This window comes from Mesotoga sp. BH458_6_3_2_1 (assembly GCF_003664995.1).
Classification (GTDB): Bacteria; Thermotogota; Thermotogae; order Petrotogales; family Kosmotogaceae; genus Mesotoga.
Map to the genome: position 1 here is coordinate 31,214 of NZ_JFHL01000009.1, position 17,574 is coordinate 48,787.

12 protein-coding genes are annotated in these 17,574 nt (G+C 44.5%); 8 read left to right on the top strand and 4 right to left on the bottom strand.

From position 1 onward, the window contains the following. Positions 1 to 401: 401 nt before the first annotated feature. A complete protein-coding gene (locus Y697_RS06065; RefSeq protein ID WP_121550761.1) occupies positions 402 to 1,505 on the bottom strand; it encodes an iron-containing alcohol dehydrogenase family protein in 1,104 nt (367 codons plus the stop codon). Positions 1,506 to 2,151: 646 nt separating this feature from the next. After that, positions 2,152 to 3,285 (bottom strand): MrcB family domain-containing protein, encoded by a 1,134-nt coding sequence (locus Y697_RS06070; RefSeq protein WP_121550762.1) that lies wholly within the window; start codon positions 3,283 to 3,285, stop codon positions 2,152 to 2,154. 280 nt (positions 3,286 to 3,565) lie between these two features. On the opposite strand from Y697_RS06070, the gene Y697_RS14945 reads away from it, so the two are divergent. Together Y697_RS14945 and Y697_RS06080 are read left to right on the top strand one after the other, a co-directional pair. After that, on the top strand, positions 3,566 to 4,480 hold the full coding sequence (locus tag Y697_RS14945) for a transposase (protein ID WP_259462340.1): 915 nt from the start codon (positions 3,566 to 3,568) through the stop codon (positions 4,478 to 4,480). Positions 4,481 to 4,687: 207 nt separating this feature from the next. Next, positions 4,688 to 5,365 (top strand): molybdopterin-dependent oxidoreductase, encoded by a 678-nt coding sequence (locus Y697_RS06080; RefSeq protein WP_121550763.1) that lies wholly within the window; start codon positions 4,688 to 4,690, stop codon positions 5,363 to 5,365. A 242-nt stretch (positions 5,366 to 5,607) separates the two neighbouring features. Here Y697_RS06080 and Y697_RS06085 read toward each other — a convergent pair whose 3' ends face one another. Then, the gene (locus Y697_RS06085; protein ID WP_121550764.1) at positions 5,608 to 5,976 is read right to left on the bottom strand and encodes a DUF4180 domain-containing protein; all 369 of its coding nucleotides are present in this window, start codon (positions 5,974 to 5,976) and stop codon (positions 5,608 to 5,610) included. A gap of 252 nt (positions 5,977 to 6,228) precedes the next feature. On the opposite strand from Y697_RS06085, the gene Y697_RS06090 reads away from it, so the two are divergent. From Y697_RS06090 to Y697_RS14610, 6 genes are all read left to right on the top strand, one after another. After that, positions 6,229 to 6,780: a hypothetical protein gene (locus Y697_RS06090; RefSeq protein ID WP_121550843.1), complete on the top strand. Its 552-nt coding sequence runs from the start codon at positions 6,229 to 6,231 to the stop codon at positions 6,778 to 6,780. 542 nt (positions 6,781 to 7,322) lie between these two features. Continuing rightward, positions 7,323 to 7,886 carry a hypothetical protein gene (locus Y697_RS06095; RefSeq protein ID WP_121550765.1) on the top strand — a complete coding sequence of 188 codons (564 nt, stop codon included), beginning with the start codon at positions 7,323 to 7,325 and terminating at the stop codon, positions 7,884 to 7,886. A 59-nt stretch (positions 7,887 to 7,945) separates the two neighbouring features. Next, positions 7,946 to 8,299 (top strand): VOC family protein, encoded by a 354-nt coding sequence (locus Y697_RS06100; protein ID WP_121550766.1) that lies wholly within the window; start codon positions 7,946 to 7,948, stop codon positions 8,297 to 8,299. Between the two features lie 2,191 nt (positions 8,300 to 10,490). Continuing rightward, the gene (locus Y697_RS06115; RefSeq protein WP_121550769.1) at positions 10,491 to 14,405 is read left to right on the top strand and encodes a hypothetical protein; all 3,915 of its coding nucleotides are present in this window, start codon (positions 10,491 to 10,493) and stop codon (positions 14,403 to 14,405) included. Positions 14,406 to 14,780: 375 nt separating this feature from the next. Continuing rightward, positions 14,781 to 15,776 (top strand): alpha/beta fold hydrolase, encoded by a 996-nt coding sequence (locus tag Y697_RS06120; protein WP_259462345.1) that lies wholly within the window; start codon positions 14,781 to 14,783, stop codon positions 15,774 to 15,776. A gap of 278 nt (positions 15,777 to 16,054) precedes the next feature. Then, on the top strand, positions 16,055 to 16,231 hold the full coding sequence (locus Y697_RS14610; RefSeq protein ID WP_183083737.1) for a hypothetical protein: 177 nt from the start codon (positions 16,055 to 16,057) through the stop codon (positions 16,229 to 16,231). 215 nt (positions 16,232 to 16,446) lie between these two features. Here Y697_RS14610 and lysA read toward each other — a convergent pair whose 3' ends face one another. Next, positions 16,447 to 17,574: a diaminopimelate decarboxylase gene (gene lysA / locus Y697_RS06125; RefSeq protein WP_121550771.1), complete on the bottom strand. Its 1,128-nt coding sequence runs from the start codon at positions 17,572 to 17,574 to the stop codon at positions 16,447 to 16,449.

Below are 17,574 nucleotides of genomic sequence, written 5' to 3' on the forward strand. Positions count from 1 at the left end.
AACTACAGTAACTCTTAGCAAAGTTATATCAACCAGCTCCTATCATTCTGCGTTCTACAAACACAATAAAGCACTGCGAAAGTGTTGTGTTGAATCTCTGCGATTCGCTCAAGTCCAAAAAAAGATATGAGGCTTAGTTCTATCGACTCTTCGTTTAGTCTGCCATCTGAATGAAGAAACGATTACAGCAAATTAATTGTGAGGGTACATTCTGCAGCAAACATTGTAAGGGTTCAAGACTCATAGTTAATCGTTTGCTTAGTGTAAGAAACGCAGCGAGAAACCGGAAGGCAAACTAATTTCCTGCGTTTGGTTTAGAATTCGGTTTTCGGCGACTTACTCTTTGCGTGTTGAAGACTGAACCTTTTATAAGCCAGTCTGCCAATAGAAAAGCAGATGAGTTATCGGCAAGATTTACTTTTCGAGTCACTGTGAGACAATGCGTAGCGAATTTCCGAGACTGTGTCTTCGAATGTTTTCAGCAGCTGGTTGTCATCAAGAGTGTTTAAAATCGTGTATCGATCTCTTATAGACCTCGCCAGTCTTAGGATCTCTGCGAATCTGTTACTGTCAAAGAGTTCTTCAGGCAAGAATGAAAAAAAGCCGATATCACAGAGAAGTTGAAGCGTTCTTTCGTATAGTTCGTCACCATATGCCTTCAGTATCACGCATGTGTAAAATCCAGTTTGATGGCCGTGAAGAAATGGCGCGCCAAAGACTACATCTGCCGCATGCGATAGCATGTGTTCTGAGCCGCTTGCGGACCGAGAATTGCCAGCATACTCCATGGATATTCCGCTGGTAATGAGTGCATCAACCAGGGTCTCTACGAAATTCTCATTATCTATGCTTGCATCTTTGAAGTTTAGAAGACTCTTGTAGCTCATTACGGACAGTATTCTTGAGAAGTAGTCGATTTGCTCTCCCGTTTGCTGTGTGGAAAGCTCCCAGTCGAGAATCGCGGTTATGTTTGAGATGACGTCGCCCAGGCCCGCGAAGAGATACTTCTTCGGGGCATCTGAGATAATCTTAGTATCCGCAAAGAGCGCAAATGGCATCCTGGCTCTCAAGCTGTCACTCCTGCCATTGTCAAGTCTCACAGAGACAACAGGAGAACAGATTCCATCGTTTGAGGCGAGCGTAGGGAGCAGAATTATCGGGATATTGAGAATGTGACCGATAAATTTAACCGTATCTAGTACCGAACCTCCTCCTACACCAACGAGTGCATCCGGTTTTTCAGTGTGAATGATCTCAACAGTGGTCATTAGACGATTCAGATACGGCCTCTCTTGAACTAGAAAGAGAAAGTTGTTCTTTCGATGAGCTACTTCTTCTAACTCAGGAATGATATCAAGGATGTTCTCCTGGGTTGCAAAACACACTCTACCGAATCTCATCATCTCGAGAAAAGCTATCATTGCTTCCACGGCTTGGGGCTTTACAATTATGTATTTAGGTATGTATTTAGGGATTTCTATCGATCTTGTGGAGTGATCAGTCATTATTCACCTTCAATGTCTCAGGATCTGTGATTAGTTCTTAAGCCAACAGTCAAGATTATTCTAACAGGAGGATAATTTAAGTTCATTTCGCAAATGATTATTTTTCACGATACTCTTTGTTTCGGTGACCGTCTTCGCTATCTTCATGATTTTCACACCAAAACGTGCAGACTGAGTAGACTGATTGGATCATCAAGAATACCTTGTAATTGCTTTGCAGCGGTAAGTCCATGAACTTCTCTGAGTCGAATATCCATAGACATAATGGAAAGCAGAAAATGAGGTTTCTCACAACTTAAGACCGACGCTTTTCTTCGAGTGAACGAGAGTGAAACTTTCCGAGGTGGTCTTTTCTGACCCCCTCTAAATATTGCAGAAAGAGACACCGCTTCCCGAGCTATTGATTCACTATCATTTGGAAGGCCCTAGCAGATATTTATAAGCGGTTCCTAAAAGTTTCATTTGCTTCAGTCTCACCAACTGCCCTTAGCTTAGAACATGCAAGAAGGAAATTAAACTTCAGATGCCTCATTCACCAGTCACCGCTACTGCCAGAATTTATAGCGCTAGGGCGTAATCATTTTTCCGCGAAGTGTTAACGACATGTTAAAAATGGAGTCTGTCCCCCGAAAACATCGTCAACGGGTTAGGCTTTCTTTTTCCCTATGCTTCTGAAGGCTTCCTTGAAGTGATAACAGAAGCCTTTCTTTTCAGTGGCAGAGTGATATTTTGCCACGTGAGAGCTAAACTTTGCGGAAAGCGAGTCTATACTCTTTGAGAGTTTGTCGACCTTCTCATCTAGGTCTTTGAGCTTTTTCGCATCCAATTCGTCACCCTCTTTGATTGATTCAACTGAATCTCCAAGTGATTGGCCCTCCGCAGAAAGAGCAGCAGCTCGCGAGACTAACTCGGGACTATCGAGCGGGAAGAATCTCTTTCCTTCGACTATCTTGGATGAACAGATACCGGCTTTCTCAAGTTCATCCAGGAACCCCTCCGTTTCATCGACTGGAAGGGCGCATCTTTCACTCACCTCTTGCAAGCTCAACGCGTAAAGGTCAACTGAGTGGTCATCAGTCGCTACTTTTTTTGAAATGCTTTCATCTTCGTTTTTTTCTACTTCATCCATGAATTTGGCATTTGAGACTTGCGGAGCCGTCTCGTGTTCGGAGATGATATTCTTTATCTTTTCCTCCGGAGCCTCTGTCCCGATAATTACCTTCAACCTTTCATAAAGAGCGATTATTTGGAGCAAATCTCGCTTTAGAGTCTCGTTTCCGGGAATCATTCCCTTCTCATACTTCTTTCCATATATATGGCCCAGTTCATAAGCTACCCCTAATTCTCTGTCCGTTTTAAGAGATATCCTGTCATAGTCGAAACGCTCTTCCTGGCCGAGTATTCTCCTGTAAGCTTCTGCTGCAGTGGCGATCTTTTCCTTTGCCTGTGCGCCATATGTGTCTTTGAAGAATAACCAGCCTTGATTAAGAGAGAGATAGACAGCCGACATGTCTGAAGTGAAGACGTACATTACAAAATAGCCGTGTGTAGGGGATTCCGTAATTTCCCTATCGAAGACACCGATCCATGGAATCTCTGCCCACTGGCCTTGTCCGGCAGAGGCAGATACCTTGAACTGATCAGGGTGTTCTGAGTCTACAATTCCCTGAATTCTGCTGCTTACTTCGCCCCTCAAAAAATGCGCCAGTTTGTTCTTTGCAAACTCCTTTCTCTTCTCAATGAGATACCTGTCAAGAATCCTGGTGATAGCTTCCTGCATAAGTCCTCCTTGATAATAATCGCCCGCAGATGGAGCAATGATTTTTTTGAGAGACTATTCAACCAAACTAAGCCTATCACTGAAATTATTCCAATTCCAAATAAAAGTGTGACTCTTACCACACGATGTTTTTCATTCATGACAAGGCCAGAGTATTTTTTCGGCAGAGCTTTGGTGACTCCTTTTTGAAGATTTGGGTGATGACTATTGCACTTTTCTTTGCTATTATTTTCTCAGGCGGAGTGCTCCGCCTCTTCAATTTTCCACTCGAGGTGAGATGATGCCTAGACATGCGAGGGTTGTTTTTGAGGGCGTGGCCCATCATATTACTCAGAGAGGGAACTACAGACAGAATATTTTCGAAGACGACTCAGACAGAAAGAGATATCTTCAACTCGTAGGTGAATACTCAGAGAAGTACAAGACAAAGATCTTCGCTTACTGCCTAATGACTAATCACGTTCACTTCATTGCGGCTCCTATGACGCCCGACTCACTGGCACTGACATTTAAGTATGCGAACATGAGGTATTCAAAGTACTTCAACTTCAAGAACAAAATGTTGGGTCACTTATGGCAGGCAAGATTCTATTCCTGTCCTCTTTTTGGGAATCACGCAATTGAAGCGGTCAGATACGTTGAAAGAAACCCGGTGCGGGCCAACTTAGTAGGCATTCCATGGGAATATGAATGGTCGAGTGCTGCCGAACATGTCGGCCTCTCAGTTCTACAGTCTTCATCATCTGGTCCAAATTGTGGCTTGGTTCACAGCCGTCTTGAGAACGGATCGAAGAATCAAAACCTGAAAAATGGTGTTGTTCAAGATACAAGAAGGACGATATCCAGAGCTAGTGATTCTTCCAACAACAGCGATCTCTCAAAGCAAGAAACGATTTCGACCGAGCAGGACATCCGAAAAGCATCAGTCGATTCGAATTCGGAGATTGCTAAACACACTGGATATGGAATTACTCTTTCCTCTCTCGAAGAACTCGGCCTGAACTGGAATTCAGAAGGATGGAAAGAGTTTTTGGGTTATCCTGATGATGAAAGCTTTATCAAAGAAATGCGCAGCAGCACAATCTCGGGGAAGCCGTTCTTCTCTGAGGGGTTCGAACTTGAACTTGGAGAAAACACTGCCGCTTCAACAGCCAGAAAGAAGAGAGGAAGACCTCGCAAAGCCCCTCGGAATTGAATGCAACTAAACTCGATAAATGAAAGGCTACTTGCAGGAAAGCAACATTTTTGAGTTGCTGTTCTGAAGGAATGAGATGCTAGCCATGACCTCAAAGATTGCGATGATGTTGATGATGGAGTCCCGAAAAGAAATGGGTGACAAGAAAAACGGAAACCATTGAACCAGAAGAGTCCCCTTTCCATCTAATTTAGAACAATACTAAATATGAAGGAGAGACTTTTCTTGAAGACTACAATAATGATTGCGGTGGGTATCATCGCGTTAGTGATAATAGTGTTCGGAGTAACCGGCACTCCAGACGATCCTTCTGCACCCGAAGTAATAGTAAAAGAATATGAGGGCATGAAGCTTGACGATCTCGACGCATTCAGGGAGAACTCTATCAAAGGTGTGCAGTATGTGAATGTTGATGAGTATTCTCTGAAAATCGGCGGTCTTGTTGAGGCACCTTATTTTATGACTTATCCCCAGCTGCAGGAGCTACACCACATTCAGAAGCTAGTCACGCTTCATTGTGTAGAAGGTTGGACGGCGAAGATGCTGTGGGAAGGAATTTCACTCGTCGACTTGATTGAGAAGGCGAGTCCACTGGGGCAGGTCACGAACGTAATCTTTAAATCTACAGACGGATACACAACGAGCCTGACTCTGGAATACGTGCGCGAAAGAAACATAATAATCGCTGATAGACTTAATGGAATCGAGCTTCCTCCTGCCCAGGGGTTTCCTTTCATTGTAGTTGCGGAGGACAAATGGGGATATAAGTGGGCCCGATGGGTCGAAGAAATCGAGTTATCCGACGACGACAAATACAGAGGCTATTGGGAAGAATACGGCTACAGCAAGGACGGAAGTCTAGACAAGCCCATGTTTGACAGATAACTCACTTCTACTTCCGGGGACAGACTCCATTTTTTACATCTAGTTAACATCCACAAAATGCACTTATTGTCTCTTTAATAGGCCGTTTTAAGCTCTCTCCTATTTAGGGACAGACTCTAATATTTACCTGTAGTTCACACTATCTACTTACATGAGAGCTATTACTCATTGAAAGCAGAAGATGTTCTCAGTGTTAAGTTTAACACAGTGTAAAAAAGGGAGTCTGTCCCGGAAGGAAGTATTTATCTTTGAATGCTCTGACCGCTTAGTTTCTGGATGGCCTCCTCTTCTGTTGAAACGAAGAAGTTCTGGCTTCCCCGATTGGACTCAAGAATAAAGGCATTCAGACTTCTGCTCTGGATACCGCTGAAATCGCCAACTATAGCGATCCTTAGTCTGTAGTTAGTCATCTTCTGAAGGATTTCCCCGGCAAGACCCGTTTTGAGATTATAGAACTCTTCGGGAAAATGTTCTTTATTGAATACGAAGTTTGTGCAACCTTCGTAGACGTAGTCGGATATTCCGTCCAGCAAAGACTGCGCGTCTGCAAACGGCGCTTCGATTTCGTCAAATACACATATCTTACCTGTTTCCGAATCTATGATTCTCATTTGCTCACCAACCTTTGTTGTATCTCGGTATATCTTATCAAAGAGTTAAAGACGAATCAAAATTCTCAACGAGTTTTTGATCCAGCATTGCATTTTGCAACTTCCGGAGAGGATCCAACCGAGGAAAGTCCACTTCAAAGGCGACCAAAGTTGGACGAGCATAAGATCACGATATTTGTGGTCACTTGAGTGCTCGTGGGGTATACAATATGATTCGAGAAGCGAAGACTAATTCATGGAGGATGAGTCGTGATGAGAAAATTACTTACAGCATGTTTCTTGGCACTGGCAATTGGATTGTTCGCAAGACTTGAGATTCAATTACCGATTTTTTCTATGCCCCAAAGCGATTCGAAGAACGGAATCGCCGAAGTTTTTACGGATTTCTCTGAAGAGGATTTGACACTCCAGGTAACTGTTGTTTTCACCGATGAGGATTACCCGTGTCCAGTCATCGATTTCCTATATGATGTCTATCGGTACCTTAGATATGGCCGTATAGAAGACATAGAGACTTTCTACATAAGATTCGATTCAGGAGGGAAGATAATCGCTCTCGATTTCCCGGGCGTCTTTGCGGGCAACCACGCCTTTGAAGACACGAAGAATCTTCACGGGTCGGCAGTCCTGATGCCTAACGTAATAACATTTGTGGATGAAAGGCCCTTGATCTTCGTCAATACATGGAATCACATGTTCGGAGTAGTCCCGTCTTTTGACAGAGCAAATGAGATATTGCTATTGGACTATCTCGTCACTGAAGGCACCAGAAAGGACGCGGAACATAAATATTCATGGCACTAATAGAGGACTAAACTCAGGCTAAGCGCATCATTATTTTCCGGTGAATAGAATGTAGAGCTGGACAACACCATCGTGACCTGTGAAGAACTACTAGTTGTATATGAGTCCTTCATAAGATCGCGATGGAGTTGAGTCTTTAGCTTCCAGCGAGAACGAGTGACCTGCAAAGAGCTACAGAATAACGATATATCTACTTTGAACGTAGATTCTTTGGCAGCACTCTAGGTAATTCACCCAGGAACAGCTGAGGAGCCTAAGAATGTCTCAAGTCAAGTAAGTCACGTTTGACTTGAAATAAGAACTCGGCGGGATTGTACCAAAGGCTTCACAGGTTTAATCCACAATCAGGTCCTTCATTTCTCAAAAGAGCAAACAGGGCAAACTAGAATCAAATCAATAATGCGTGGAATACTTTTTCTCGATAGTCTTGCGAATACTCCTTCGTTATCTTCTTTTTGCCACCCAGGTAGATTTATAATCATTCATTCGGAAGAAATCGAACGCCCAAATGAATAAAAAAGAATCCAGTTCAAGGGATGGAGATGAGAAAATTGGAAACGGACGCCTTTAAGAAGAAAAGGAATGAGATTAATGAACTCAACAATCTTGTAAAAACCTATTCAGAGAGAATAGAGGAAGATATAGTGCATCTAAAGCTTACCGGACCGACTATTACTAGACATGACGCGGAAAGAGCAATAGACACCCTTGAAGAGAAAACAAAATATCTGCCTCTAAAGAGAGACCTAGCTGTAGTTGTAGATTCCGAAAATGCCGACTTGCTGGATTTCCCGAAAAGGGTTAAGGAGTCAGTTAGGAAACAACTGATTCCCCTGCTTTGCTACGTTGATCTAGATCTGAGGCGGCTCTTTAGAGTCAGCGTTGCCCTAATGGTATTCGGTGTTATAGCGATGGGGACAGCTTCACTGCTCACCGAGCTTTCTTTCAATCCCTATGCGCTTCACGAGATCCTTGTTATTGCAAGCTGGGTTTTCATATGGGCAGGCGTTGAGACTTTCTTCTTCGACAGGAGGAAACTGAAGAACAGGAAACACCATCTTCATCGAATCTACTTTGCAGAATTCATGAGTACAAATAACAAATGAGACAATCAGGATTACGCTGTGACATGTGGCGTTTCTTCTAAATATGGAGGCGAATAATAATGTCCAAGAAAATGCCGGTTGTGTACTGGGAAATCAATGCATTGGATGGAGAATCACTTTCCGAGTTCTACGAGGAAGTCTTTGAGTGGGAGAACGAAGTTAGCGATACGGGATTTCATTCTTTCAAGAGCGGAGATCCAAAAGGTATAAACGGCGGCATATTCACCGGGAAAGGGGTGCTTCCGACTCATAGGGCACTGTACATTGAAGTCGAAGACATGAATGAGATTTTGCAGCGGGTTCAGGACCACGGTCAGGAAATACTTCAAGGCCCTTTCGAATCTGGTAATAATATTCTTGCCTTTTTCACTGATCCCGAAGGACACATGATTGGATTGATTCAGAGAAAGTGAGGCTCGCTGCGCAGGAAGCCCTCAGGTCAACTGTAAAAGGTCCGCCGTCCTCCGACAAGAGAGAGAGTTGCACGACGCAAGGCGCCGAAGATCATCGGCGGACACAAGGCCCGCTGCGCGGGGAAAGACCTTCATTGCCAGTGTGCTACGCACGCCAGTCAGGCTCCGCCTGGCCAGTCTCGCCTTCGGCGAGGCCAGTTCCGACTGCGTCGGTCAAGCAAAGACCATTGAGAAAGAGCATTGTGGAGAGGTTCGCTGCGCTCACGAGAGAATTGAGAGAGAAGAAACCAGTAAGATTGGCGATGAAACTTACCCCGTCACATGCATCTCTTTGATCTACTTTGACTAACCAAGAACAGATCCTTCCTCTGGAACAAATAGCGATTTTTTCCTCATTGACGTCTGCTCTTTTCGGAGAACGGTGGACCGCCGACGGACAACGTTGTCTTCACTGCGACCAGCGGGTCTTAGCGCTAAGCCTGACTAGTTTCTACTGTAATAGATGGGGAAGTCAGGAACCCGTCAGTCCCCTATTCGAAATGCTACGGGATGATAATGTCAGACGATTATGCGATTCTTTTGTAGGGGCGAACGGCTGTTCGCCCGAAAAGGGTGTTGATTGGAATATCTGCCTTTTACGCGAAAAATGTGACAGACCGTAGGAGCATTTGGGAGCCAGTCTGCTAACGCAGGCCAGTCACCTTCAGTACCGCTTTGCAGGCAAAGAACTGCTATTCACTCTAAAAAACACATTGACCGTCAACGGTAAACCGTTCTCTGAATTGAGGTAAATACCAATTCAAGTTTCATAAAGGGCGCACGGTTTGAGGCGTGCTTCAGAGCGCACACTCCCCACCGCAAGCGGTCCCCCCCGCTCAAGCGGGGATTTAAGATCAAGAGCATTAAGAGCGGTTATTCTTTATCCGTCAACGGTCATTCGTGAAAAACGGGACAGACCTTAGGAGCCGGTCAGTATTTTTCGGGACAGACTCGATTATTTACATTTCGTAAACACACTTATAGCCCCACAATTCTAAGCGGAAGTGGACGGCTCCAGACTTCCGAGGGACTCTATTATTCGAATAGACGTGGACAGGCGTCAGGAGCTCGTCAGTCCCCTATTCGGTTCCCTTATCAGTACTCTTTTGGGCGAACGGCCGTTCGCCCCTACAAGAAGTGTATGATTCTGAATTGGACCACTGATCAAGAGGATCGTCTACTGGCTCTTCACGTTCTTCCCGTGCAGCGTATCTTTTGCTCTTCTCGCTCGGAGTTTGGAGAATCGTTTACAGTGAACCTGCAAACGTCTCCCGCCGGAGGCGAAACGGACGGGGACAGATGTCAGGAGTTCGTTAGTCTTCTATTCGAAATGCTACGGGATGACAATGTCAGACGATTATGCGATTCTTTTGTAGGGGCGAACGGCTGTTCGCCCGTGAGTGGATTTCAGTGCAGGCTCTACGAGATGACAGTAACGCTCAATTAGTGGATGATACCGCTTCACGTCATCCTGACAATGGTTTTGGTCAGGATCTGCTCTTTTGGGTTTCACGAAGCATGCACGCGAAAAATGGGACAGACGCTAAGGGCACGTCAGTCACTATTTTCGCTTACAGCGCTCAGCGGTTTTTGGTACGAGATCCCGCACAGGAGCACTGCGGGATGACAGTCCTTCGCGTCATCCTGGCATGCTTCTGGCCAGGATCTCGGGTTCCCGCCAAAAATGGATCAAGCCATAGGAACAGAGCAGTCCCAATTTTCGCTCAGTCTCGGCTAGTGATAACTCTTCAAAGCGTTCAGCGGGACTCTGATCTTAAGGTTACAGCGGTTCTTACGATCGAGATGGTGAAACAAGTTCATGAGGAATTTATGAGCTCATTCGGAGGGCAAGGACCTAACCAGGAATAAAGAACCTGGACGAGTAGCGTCAAAGAACAATAGCCTTAGCGGAGGCGGGGGACCATCGACGCACTCTTCATTTTCAGACAGTGATAAAAGCGTTTCGCAGTTACGAGACTATAATAATTCTTCGTAGAGTTCTCTTCATGAACATCCTTTCAGGAAGAAAGGAACGGGCTTTCATCGGGTCACATTGAATTGCAAAGCTGGATGTGTCTCCTTGAGGCAAAAGATAAGGAGTCTGAGATGCTAGAATAAAACGAGCCTCTGGAGCTTGATTGGGGGAAAAGCTGTGAAAATGATCTTTGTCTTTATTCTTATTCTGTGTGTATATCTTATTGCATTTTCAGGTGCGATCAACCTTACTGTCGAAGAGACTATGTCGCTTACTGAGCTTAATAAATCATACAACGCAGCAATAGAGACTTTTGCAAAGAAAGCTGGTCTCTTGAGCTCGGGGGCAGATCACTTTGTGAATGCGCTCTATTCAAAGGATCCACTGCTGATTCGGTTTAGAGAAGATGTTAGAGAATCGATTGAGAGTATTGAAGAGGCTCGAATAAACGCTGTCGGTGAAGAGGAGATGTCAAAGCTTTTGCTGGCTTACCAGAGGGCGAAGCTTAGAGAAAATAAGCAACTGATGGCAATTGCCGAATCTTCGCTGTACAGTTCCATGGACTATGCTGTTGCAGAAGGATTGAAAAGTTCCCTGGCAACCGCAAAAAAAGTGATATCGGACTTTCTTTCTAACTGGAAAAGTATCCTTGAGCCGATTCTGAAGGGTGATTTCAAGGGAGTTCTTAAAAACGCAATTTTGCAGGTTATTGACTCCACATACAAGATAACTTTCATAGATCATGTCAAGACAAATTATGGAGCGACCGAACGTATTGCAAACTACTGGTGGAAGTCTTACTTCGTAGATCCTTTCACACTCTCCGATGAGAAGAAGATGGTGGATGAGGTTCTGACAAGTGCTTCCGATGAGTTGAAAGAGAAGTTGAAAGAGAAACTGACAGAGAGGGTCAAGATCGAGATAATCTCGAAAGGAGAAGAATTGTCACATGAGGCTCTGGAGAAGACTGTGAAGGAGAAGGCAGAAGGCATATTGAAAAATCTCATCGAAACCCCCTCGTTGCTGATAGAGCTTTTCGCGAAGTACTATAACGTAGCAGAGTTTCAAATTATGTTCAATAATTTGGCCGTAAACGAAATAGGTTTCCTGAAAGAGATCAGGAGGGTTGTGGGCGAGGATATTGCGGAAATCGATAGATGCTATTTCGACAAAGCCTATTTTCTTCGAAGGCGGCGGCAATCTGATGACGGAGAGAATAAAGCCACAAAAGAGATCAGCGTAAACAGCGTGATAGTTGGGACAGAGAAAATAGTGCCGGAAGTAGTATCACAGAACGTTGAAGAAGCATTTGAGAACAAAGATCCTCTTACTTCTGTTGTGACTGTGGAGACCATTGAAGATGAAATTAAGGTTGTTGCTTCTCACTACGAATCAGAGGGAATTCCTTCATCACAGAAATCGATTGATCTCATCGAAGAGCTTTTCGTAAGACTTGAACTGGACGAGATTACATCTGGAGTCTTCTATGAGGAGACACAAAGGATTCAGGACAATTATAATTCGGCCTTGAAGGCTTCAGTGTCGCAAATCTTCACAGAACTTGATCATCTAAGGGAAAGGGGAGAAATCTCGGTTCAAGAATACAACGATCGAAAGAGATCTGTGCAGGAAGAATCTGCAAATGAATGGGGCAATCTTGAATCATCTGTTGCAGAACTGCTCCGTACTATCGAAAACAACAAGGATGCTTTCGCTGAGAGTTTCAGACACATTTATGAAAAGATAGACGTGAAAGAAGAAATCGAAGCTATGAACTCAGAGATTAGTGAACAGATTTCTGCTTATGTCGAACTTTACTCTCTTAGGACAGGAATAGCCACCGAAGGTTCTTGGTTTGCAGGCAGCAGTGATCTGATCCAAAGTTTCTGTGATAACAAGTCCGGTTTCGGAAGGGATTTCATGAAGAGGCTTTACTCCGATTCTCCTGAAGTGAAACTAATAGAGAGCGGTTGGATTATTGAAGGTCTAGACTCTCTTCTGGGAAAAGAGATGGAAGCGACTTACAAGATCATTGATAGGACGACGGCAATCCAGGAGGAATTTGCCGATTTGTTTGGCGGAGTTCCCGCTTACTGCTATTCAGATAGTTTCGGAAACAATGAGTTCTCAGTGGAACTAAGTGTCTTTGAGTCGTCTGTTACCTCCTTACGTAACAGGGCCCAAGCTCTTCTCGAGAAAAGAAATACTGTAGATGATTTGAAATATTTGCTTGAAGAGAAGACAACCATGACAGTCGCTTATCTGCAAGCCAGTCTTGTTCTTCAAAACGGAAAGCTTGACATTTTCACAACCTTTCTAGATGTCTTGATTCGCGACTTCGGCAATCTTGAGAAGGAATACCTTTCAAAATGGACCGAAAAGATAGCAACCATGGTTGAAACTGTCGCTGATCTGTGGAAGCAAAGAATATCAGTTGAACAAGCCGAAGAGAGTTTAAGAATCGTTGCCGTATCGACTGATTCAGTTGAAGAGCGGTACTCTTCGTGGAATGAGCTTAGAAATGAGCTGTATGTTCTGAAGAGAGAGATAGACTACCTCGAAAATCACGGAGTTGCACAGCTGGATATCTCTGAAAAGGCTGTATCAAGTGAACTGCTCAGAAGTCTTATCTCTGAGAATGAGTCTCTCAAAGAGAGGGCAGAAGCTGTCAGCGCAGAATTTGAATTTTCAGTTATAAACGACGAGAGCTACGATTTGAAGTCTAGAATGGATGAGTTTACGGAAAGGATTACAGACTATGAGAAATACCCCGACGATACAATATCCGGAAGTCTTGAACATTACATCCGCTACATGATACAAAATGCCTTGATTCAGAAATATGGAATGGCTCTTTCTCTCTCTCTCGATGGCCAACTTGTAAAGGGTCTGACTGCCGGCAATCTGGAGAAGTCTCTGAACCTGTGCAGTGAGTTCAGAGGCTTCTTAGAGAAGGTTACGAAGCGTGAAGAAGCTTCTGCTGCGGCGAATAGCAGTCTGAACAAGTCTTTGGACTCTCTTGAAGTTTGGTTAAGTGAAATTGAAGACAGCGGTGGTTCTACGACAGGCGAAAGAAAAGCTGAGCTTTTAACATTTCTTGACAGCTCAGTAGAAGAGGCAACGGAGATATTCAGGAGCTATGGTTTCATCTATTCGAGGTGGACGAATGAAAGAGAGGCAGAAATTCGAGAAAGAATTGAGAACCTAACAGTTCTAGAAAGCAATAATGCTTCCTGGGGGCAGGATGTAACAACGACTGATCTTGGAGTAATCGAAAGACCTTCGAACTTGATTCAGGGAGAGTTGATCTGGCTGGATGTCGCTGAAAGAGGTTACCCGTCGCAAAGGTTCTCAGTATCTTCGGATGGAAAGTATTTGCTGATTGAAATGTCTAGGGGAAGTAATTATTCGACGAGATTCAGGATACTTGATCTTTCGACAGGTGAATTCGATATCTTTCCTCTTCCAGAAGAGGCTTTAAAGATTATTTCAACTGAACAGTATAGCTTCGACTGGGAAAGAGATGAAAGACTCTTGATATTCTCTTTTGCGGGAACTGTGATCGCCGTTGAAGTTTCAGGAGACTTTCAGGAGTTTTCTTACAACGTGATCGAAGGAATGGAATTCTTCGGTCACGATTTCACCGGAAAATATGGCCTGTTCCGCGAACCGAGAGGCGAACTGTATTTGCTGGACAATGAGACTTCATCAATGATCCAAATCGGAATAACATACTCGACCAATACACTCCAATGGCTTCAAGGTCAAGAGACTCTTTTCTTCGTAAATGGAAACGAGGAGATCGAATTATTCAGCACATCGAATGAAACTGCCTCTAAGCCGGGAACTTTCTTTGCTGCTTCTTCCTGTGCGGTCCTCCCAGGTGGCAAATGGCTTCTTTATGGCGATGCCTTCGAACTTAAGGCGCTTAGAGTAGAGAATGGCGAGATAATAAGCATGATGAAAATCCCAGAGTCGAACGAAGAGTTGATCGCCGGAGTATTCCCACTCAAGGGTAACAAAGCAGTATTGTTGTGGATGAAACATGACGAGAAATTTGACTATGGAGTTCAAGTATGCACTGTCGAATAAACGACTCGAAGTGATTAAGACCACATTCATCTGGGTGAAGGATCAGTTCCAAGTAGTAAGTTTAGCTTCAGAGGAGCATTGATAGCTGCGACTGTGAGTCGACTCAACTTTCACTGGAAAGTTGAGAGATGGGATGCTGAATCAAGTTCAGATGGCGAAAATGTTAGCGAATTTGGAGTACCATAGACGGTCGAGAAACATCGTGAGGTTCCACGCTTTCTTGGTTTACAAACGTTCATCTCCAGGCCCCTGACGTCATAAGTGACTTTTCATAATCCTTTATCTTCAAGAGACTCTTCTTCTTAGTCTGGCAACAAAGCGGGTGTATACTGAAAATGAAACCAAATCTTTATATAAGGGGTGAGAGCGTTGAAAGTGACGAGGAGAGTTTCTCTAGCCGTTCTTTTGGTTGTGCTTCTTGGTGGGATGCTTTTCGCAACGGGAAGCGAGTACACTGTTGTAAAGGGAGATACTCTATGGGAAATCGGAAAGGCCTATGGTGTCGACTGGAAGGAAATTGCCGAACTTAATGGAATCACTGATGAATTTGCGCTTCAGGTGGGAACTGTCTTGAAAATCCCCGCAGCATATACAGAAATATCCGTCATGATTCCCAATATCGATCATGAGATTCCCGCTGTTATCTGCATACCCAACGGTGACGGCCCATTTCCGTTAGTTGTTATGCTTCACGGAACAGGTTCTGATAAGAGTGAAGCCGGTGGAGGTTACCTGCTGGCGGCTCCAGCGCTCGCAGAGGCCGGTATTGCCAGCGTTCGCTTTGACTTCATAGGCAACGGCGAAAGTACTGCCGACTACATAAACTATAATTTCACCTCAGCCATAGACGACACGAATATCGCCTTTGCTTATGCGGCGAGTCTTCCAAGAGTGAATGGTCATCGGGCAGGGATAATGGGCTGGAGCCAGGGTGGAACAATCGCTTTGCTCGCGGCAGGTCAGAATCCCGCTTACAAGTCCGTTCTCTGCTGGGCCGGCGCTCCGGACCTGTCAGGAGTTGGAAGCTTAGAGGCGTACGAAATTGCAAAGCAGAATGGTTACTATGAGCTGACCTTTGACTGGAGAACACCTCTTAAGCTGGGGCTTCAGTGGTTTGATGAAGCCTATGGTACGGACGTTCTTCAGGTCTTCTCTAACTCAAGCGCACCAGTGCTTGCTATCAATGGTGCGGAGGACACAACAGTCGATCCCGTCAATGCCAGGAGAATCGTCGATGCTTCTAGAAATTCTGAATCAAAGGTTCTTCTAATTGAGGGCGCAGATCATACATTCAACATATTCACAGGCGATATGACTGCCTTCAATCAGCTCATTGAAGCTACAGTCGACTGGTTCGATAAAACACTCTAGGAATTTCACCGAACTAAAAAGCTTCTATATAGCGCAAAAAAGAGGAAGCCCATCGGGGCTTCCTTTTGCCTGGGGACAGACTCCATTATTTACATTTCCGCAACATTATTGCTCAAGGGAACAAGCGATTCACAGTTGATCATAAACCGAAAACGTTTTAATGCAAGAGTCACCCAAATGCTTCCCCCAAAAAGAGGAAGACTCCCTCAATTCTCTGAAGACGGTGAAAAGCAATCTCAAAGAAGAATAACTGTACTTACAGATGAGGGGTGATTCTCATGGCAAAAGGATACCCTCAACATGGGAATGGCTTCATCAAGAAGGTCTATGCATCTAATGAATTTGCTCTTACACCACTGTGGCAGCTACTTTCAGAACTTATTTTAAACAAAGAAGGGAAAAACTGTCTAGTCATGACAAGAGAAAAGCTCTTAGCAAATGTTAACTATATGTAAAAAATGGAGTCTGTCCCCAAAGAAGGGATAGCTTGAAATGCGCTATTACAGCGACAATAAGCGCATTGTTTTAATGTTAACTAGATGTAATAAATGGAGTCTGTCCCCAAAGAAGGGATAGCTTGAAATGCGCTATTACAGCGACAATAATCGCATTGTTTTAATGTTAACTAGATGTAATAAATGGAGTCTGTCCCCAAAGGAGGGGGATTGGGTTACATTTTGACATTTGTGAAGAGCTCTTCGATGCTTTGTCTTCGGCGGATGAGTTTTTCAGAGTCTCCGTCGACGAGCACTTCCGCGGGCAAGGGCATTCCATTGTAGTTGTTTGCCATGGAAAAACCGTAGGCGCCAGCGTTTTCGAAAACGATTGCTGTTCCCGGTATGGGCACCTCTATCTTTCTGCTTCTTGCGAGGATGTCTCCGCTTTCGCAGAGAGGGCCAACAACATCCGCTGTAACGCTCTTGCTTGTTCCTGAAAGCACCTGTATTCTGTGATGGGCATCATAAAGTACCGGCCTTATCAAAGCGTTCATACCGGCATCGGTCACGACGAAAATCTTCTCAGAAGGTTTCACACTTACCACGGTGGTCACCAGATATCCAGCAGGACCAATTATGTATCTTCCGAGCTCGGAAATTAGCTTTCCTTCAAAATCGGAAAACAGTTTCGCAATGCCTTTCTGAAGCTTTTCTATATCAAGTTCTTCACCTTCGTAGTCGATACCCCAGCCACCGCCAAGGTCAATGTACTTGAAACCGAATTCCTTGGCACACTCAAGTGCCTTTGAATATGCGTCTAAAAAGGGTTCAACATCAGTTATCTGCGATCCAATATGGAGATGCAGGCCGTCAATTCTATCGGCCACGCCCTCAACCTTCTCTATAGGAACACCGAATTTATGAGCCCTCAGCCCTGTAGATATATGTGGATGGGTTCTCGCATCGACATCGGGATTGACTCTCAGGAGCTTTTTCACGTCAACACCATCCCATAGAGGGAGTTCCTGCAACGAGTCAACACAGACAATGTCCAGTCCCTGGTTGGTGAAATGAACAATATCCTCATGAGTCTTGCCGTTACCGTTCCAGAGGATTCGCTTCATACCGGCCATTTTGGACGCTAGTAGCTCTCCCCTGGATACAACGTCTGCGCCTATTTCCTGTTCCGCCATGATCTTTAGAAGTGAAGGATTGTTGTTGGCCTTTAAGGCAAAGACAATCTCGGCATCGAGACCCTCGAAGACCTTCTTGGCTTTGGCAATTCTCTTTCTAATCTTTTGAGCATCATATACATAAAGGGGAGTACCGAATTCATTTGCGAGTTTCTGAAAATCAATCAT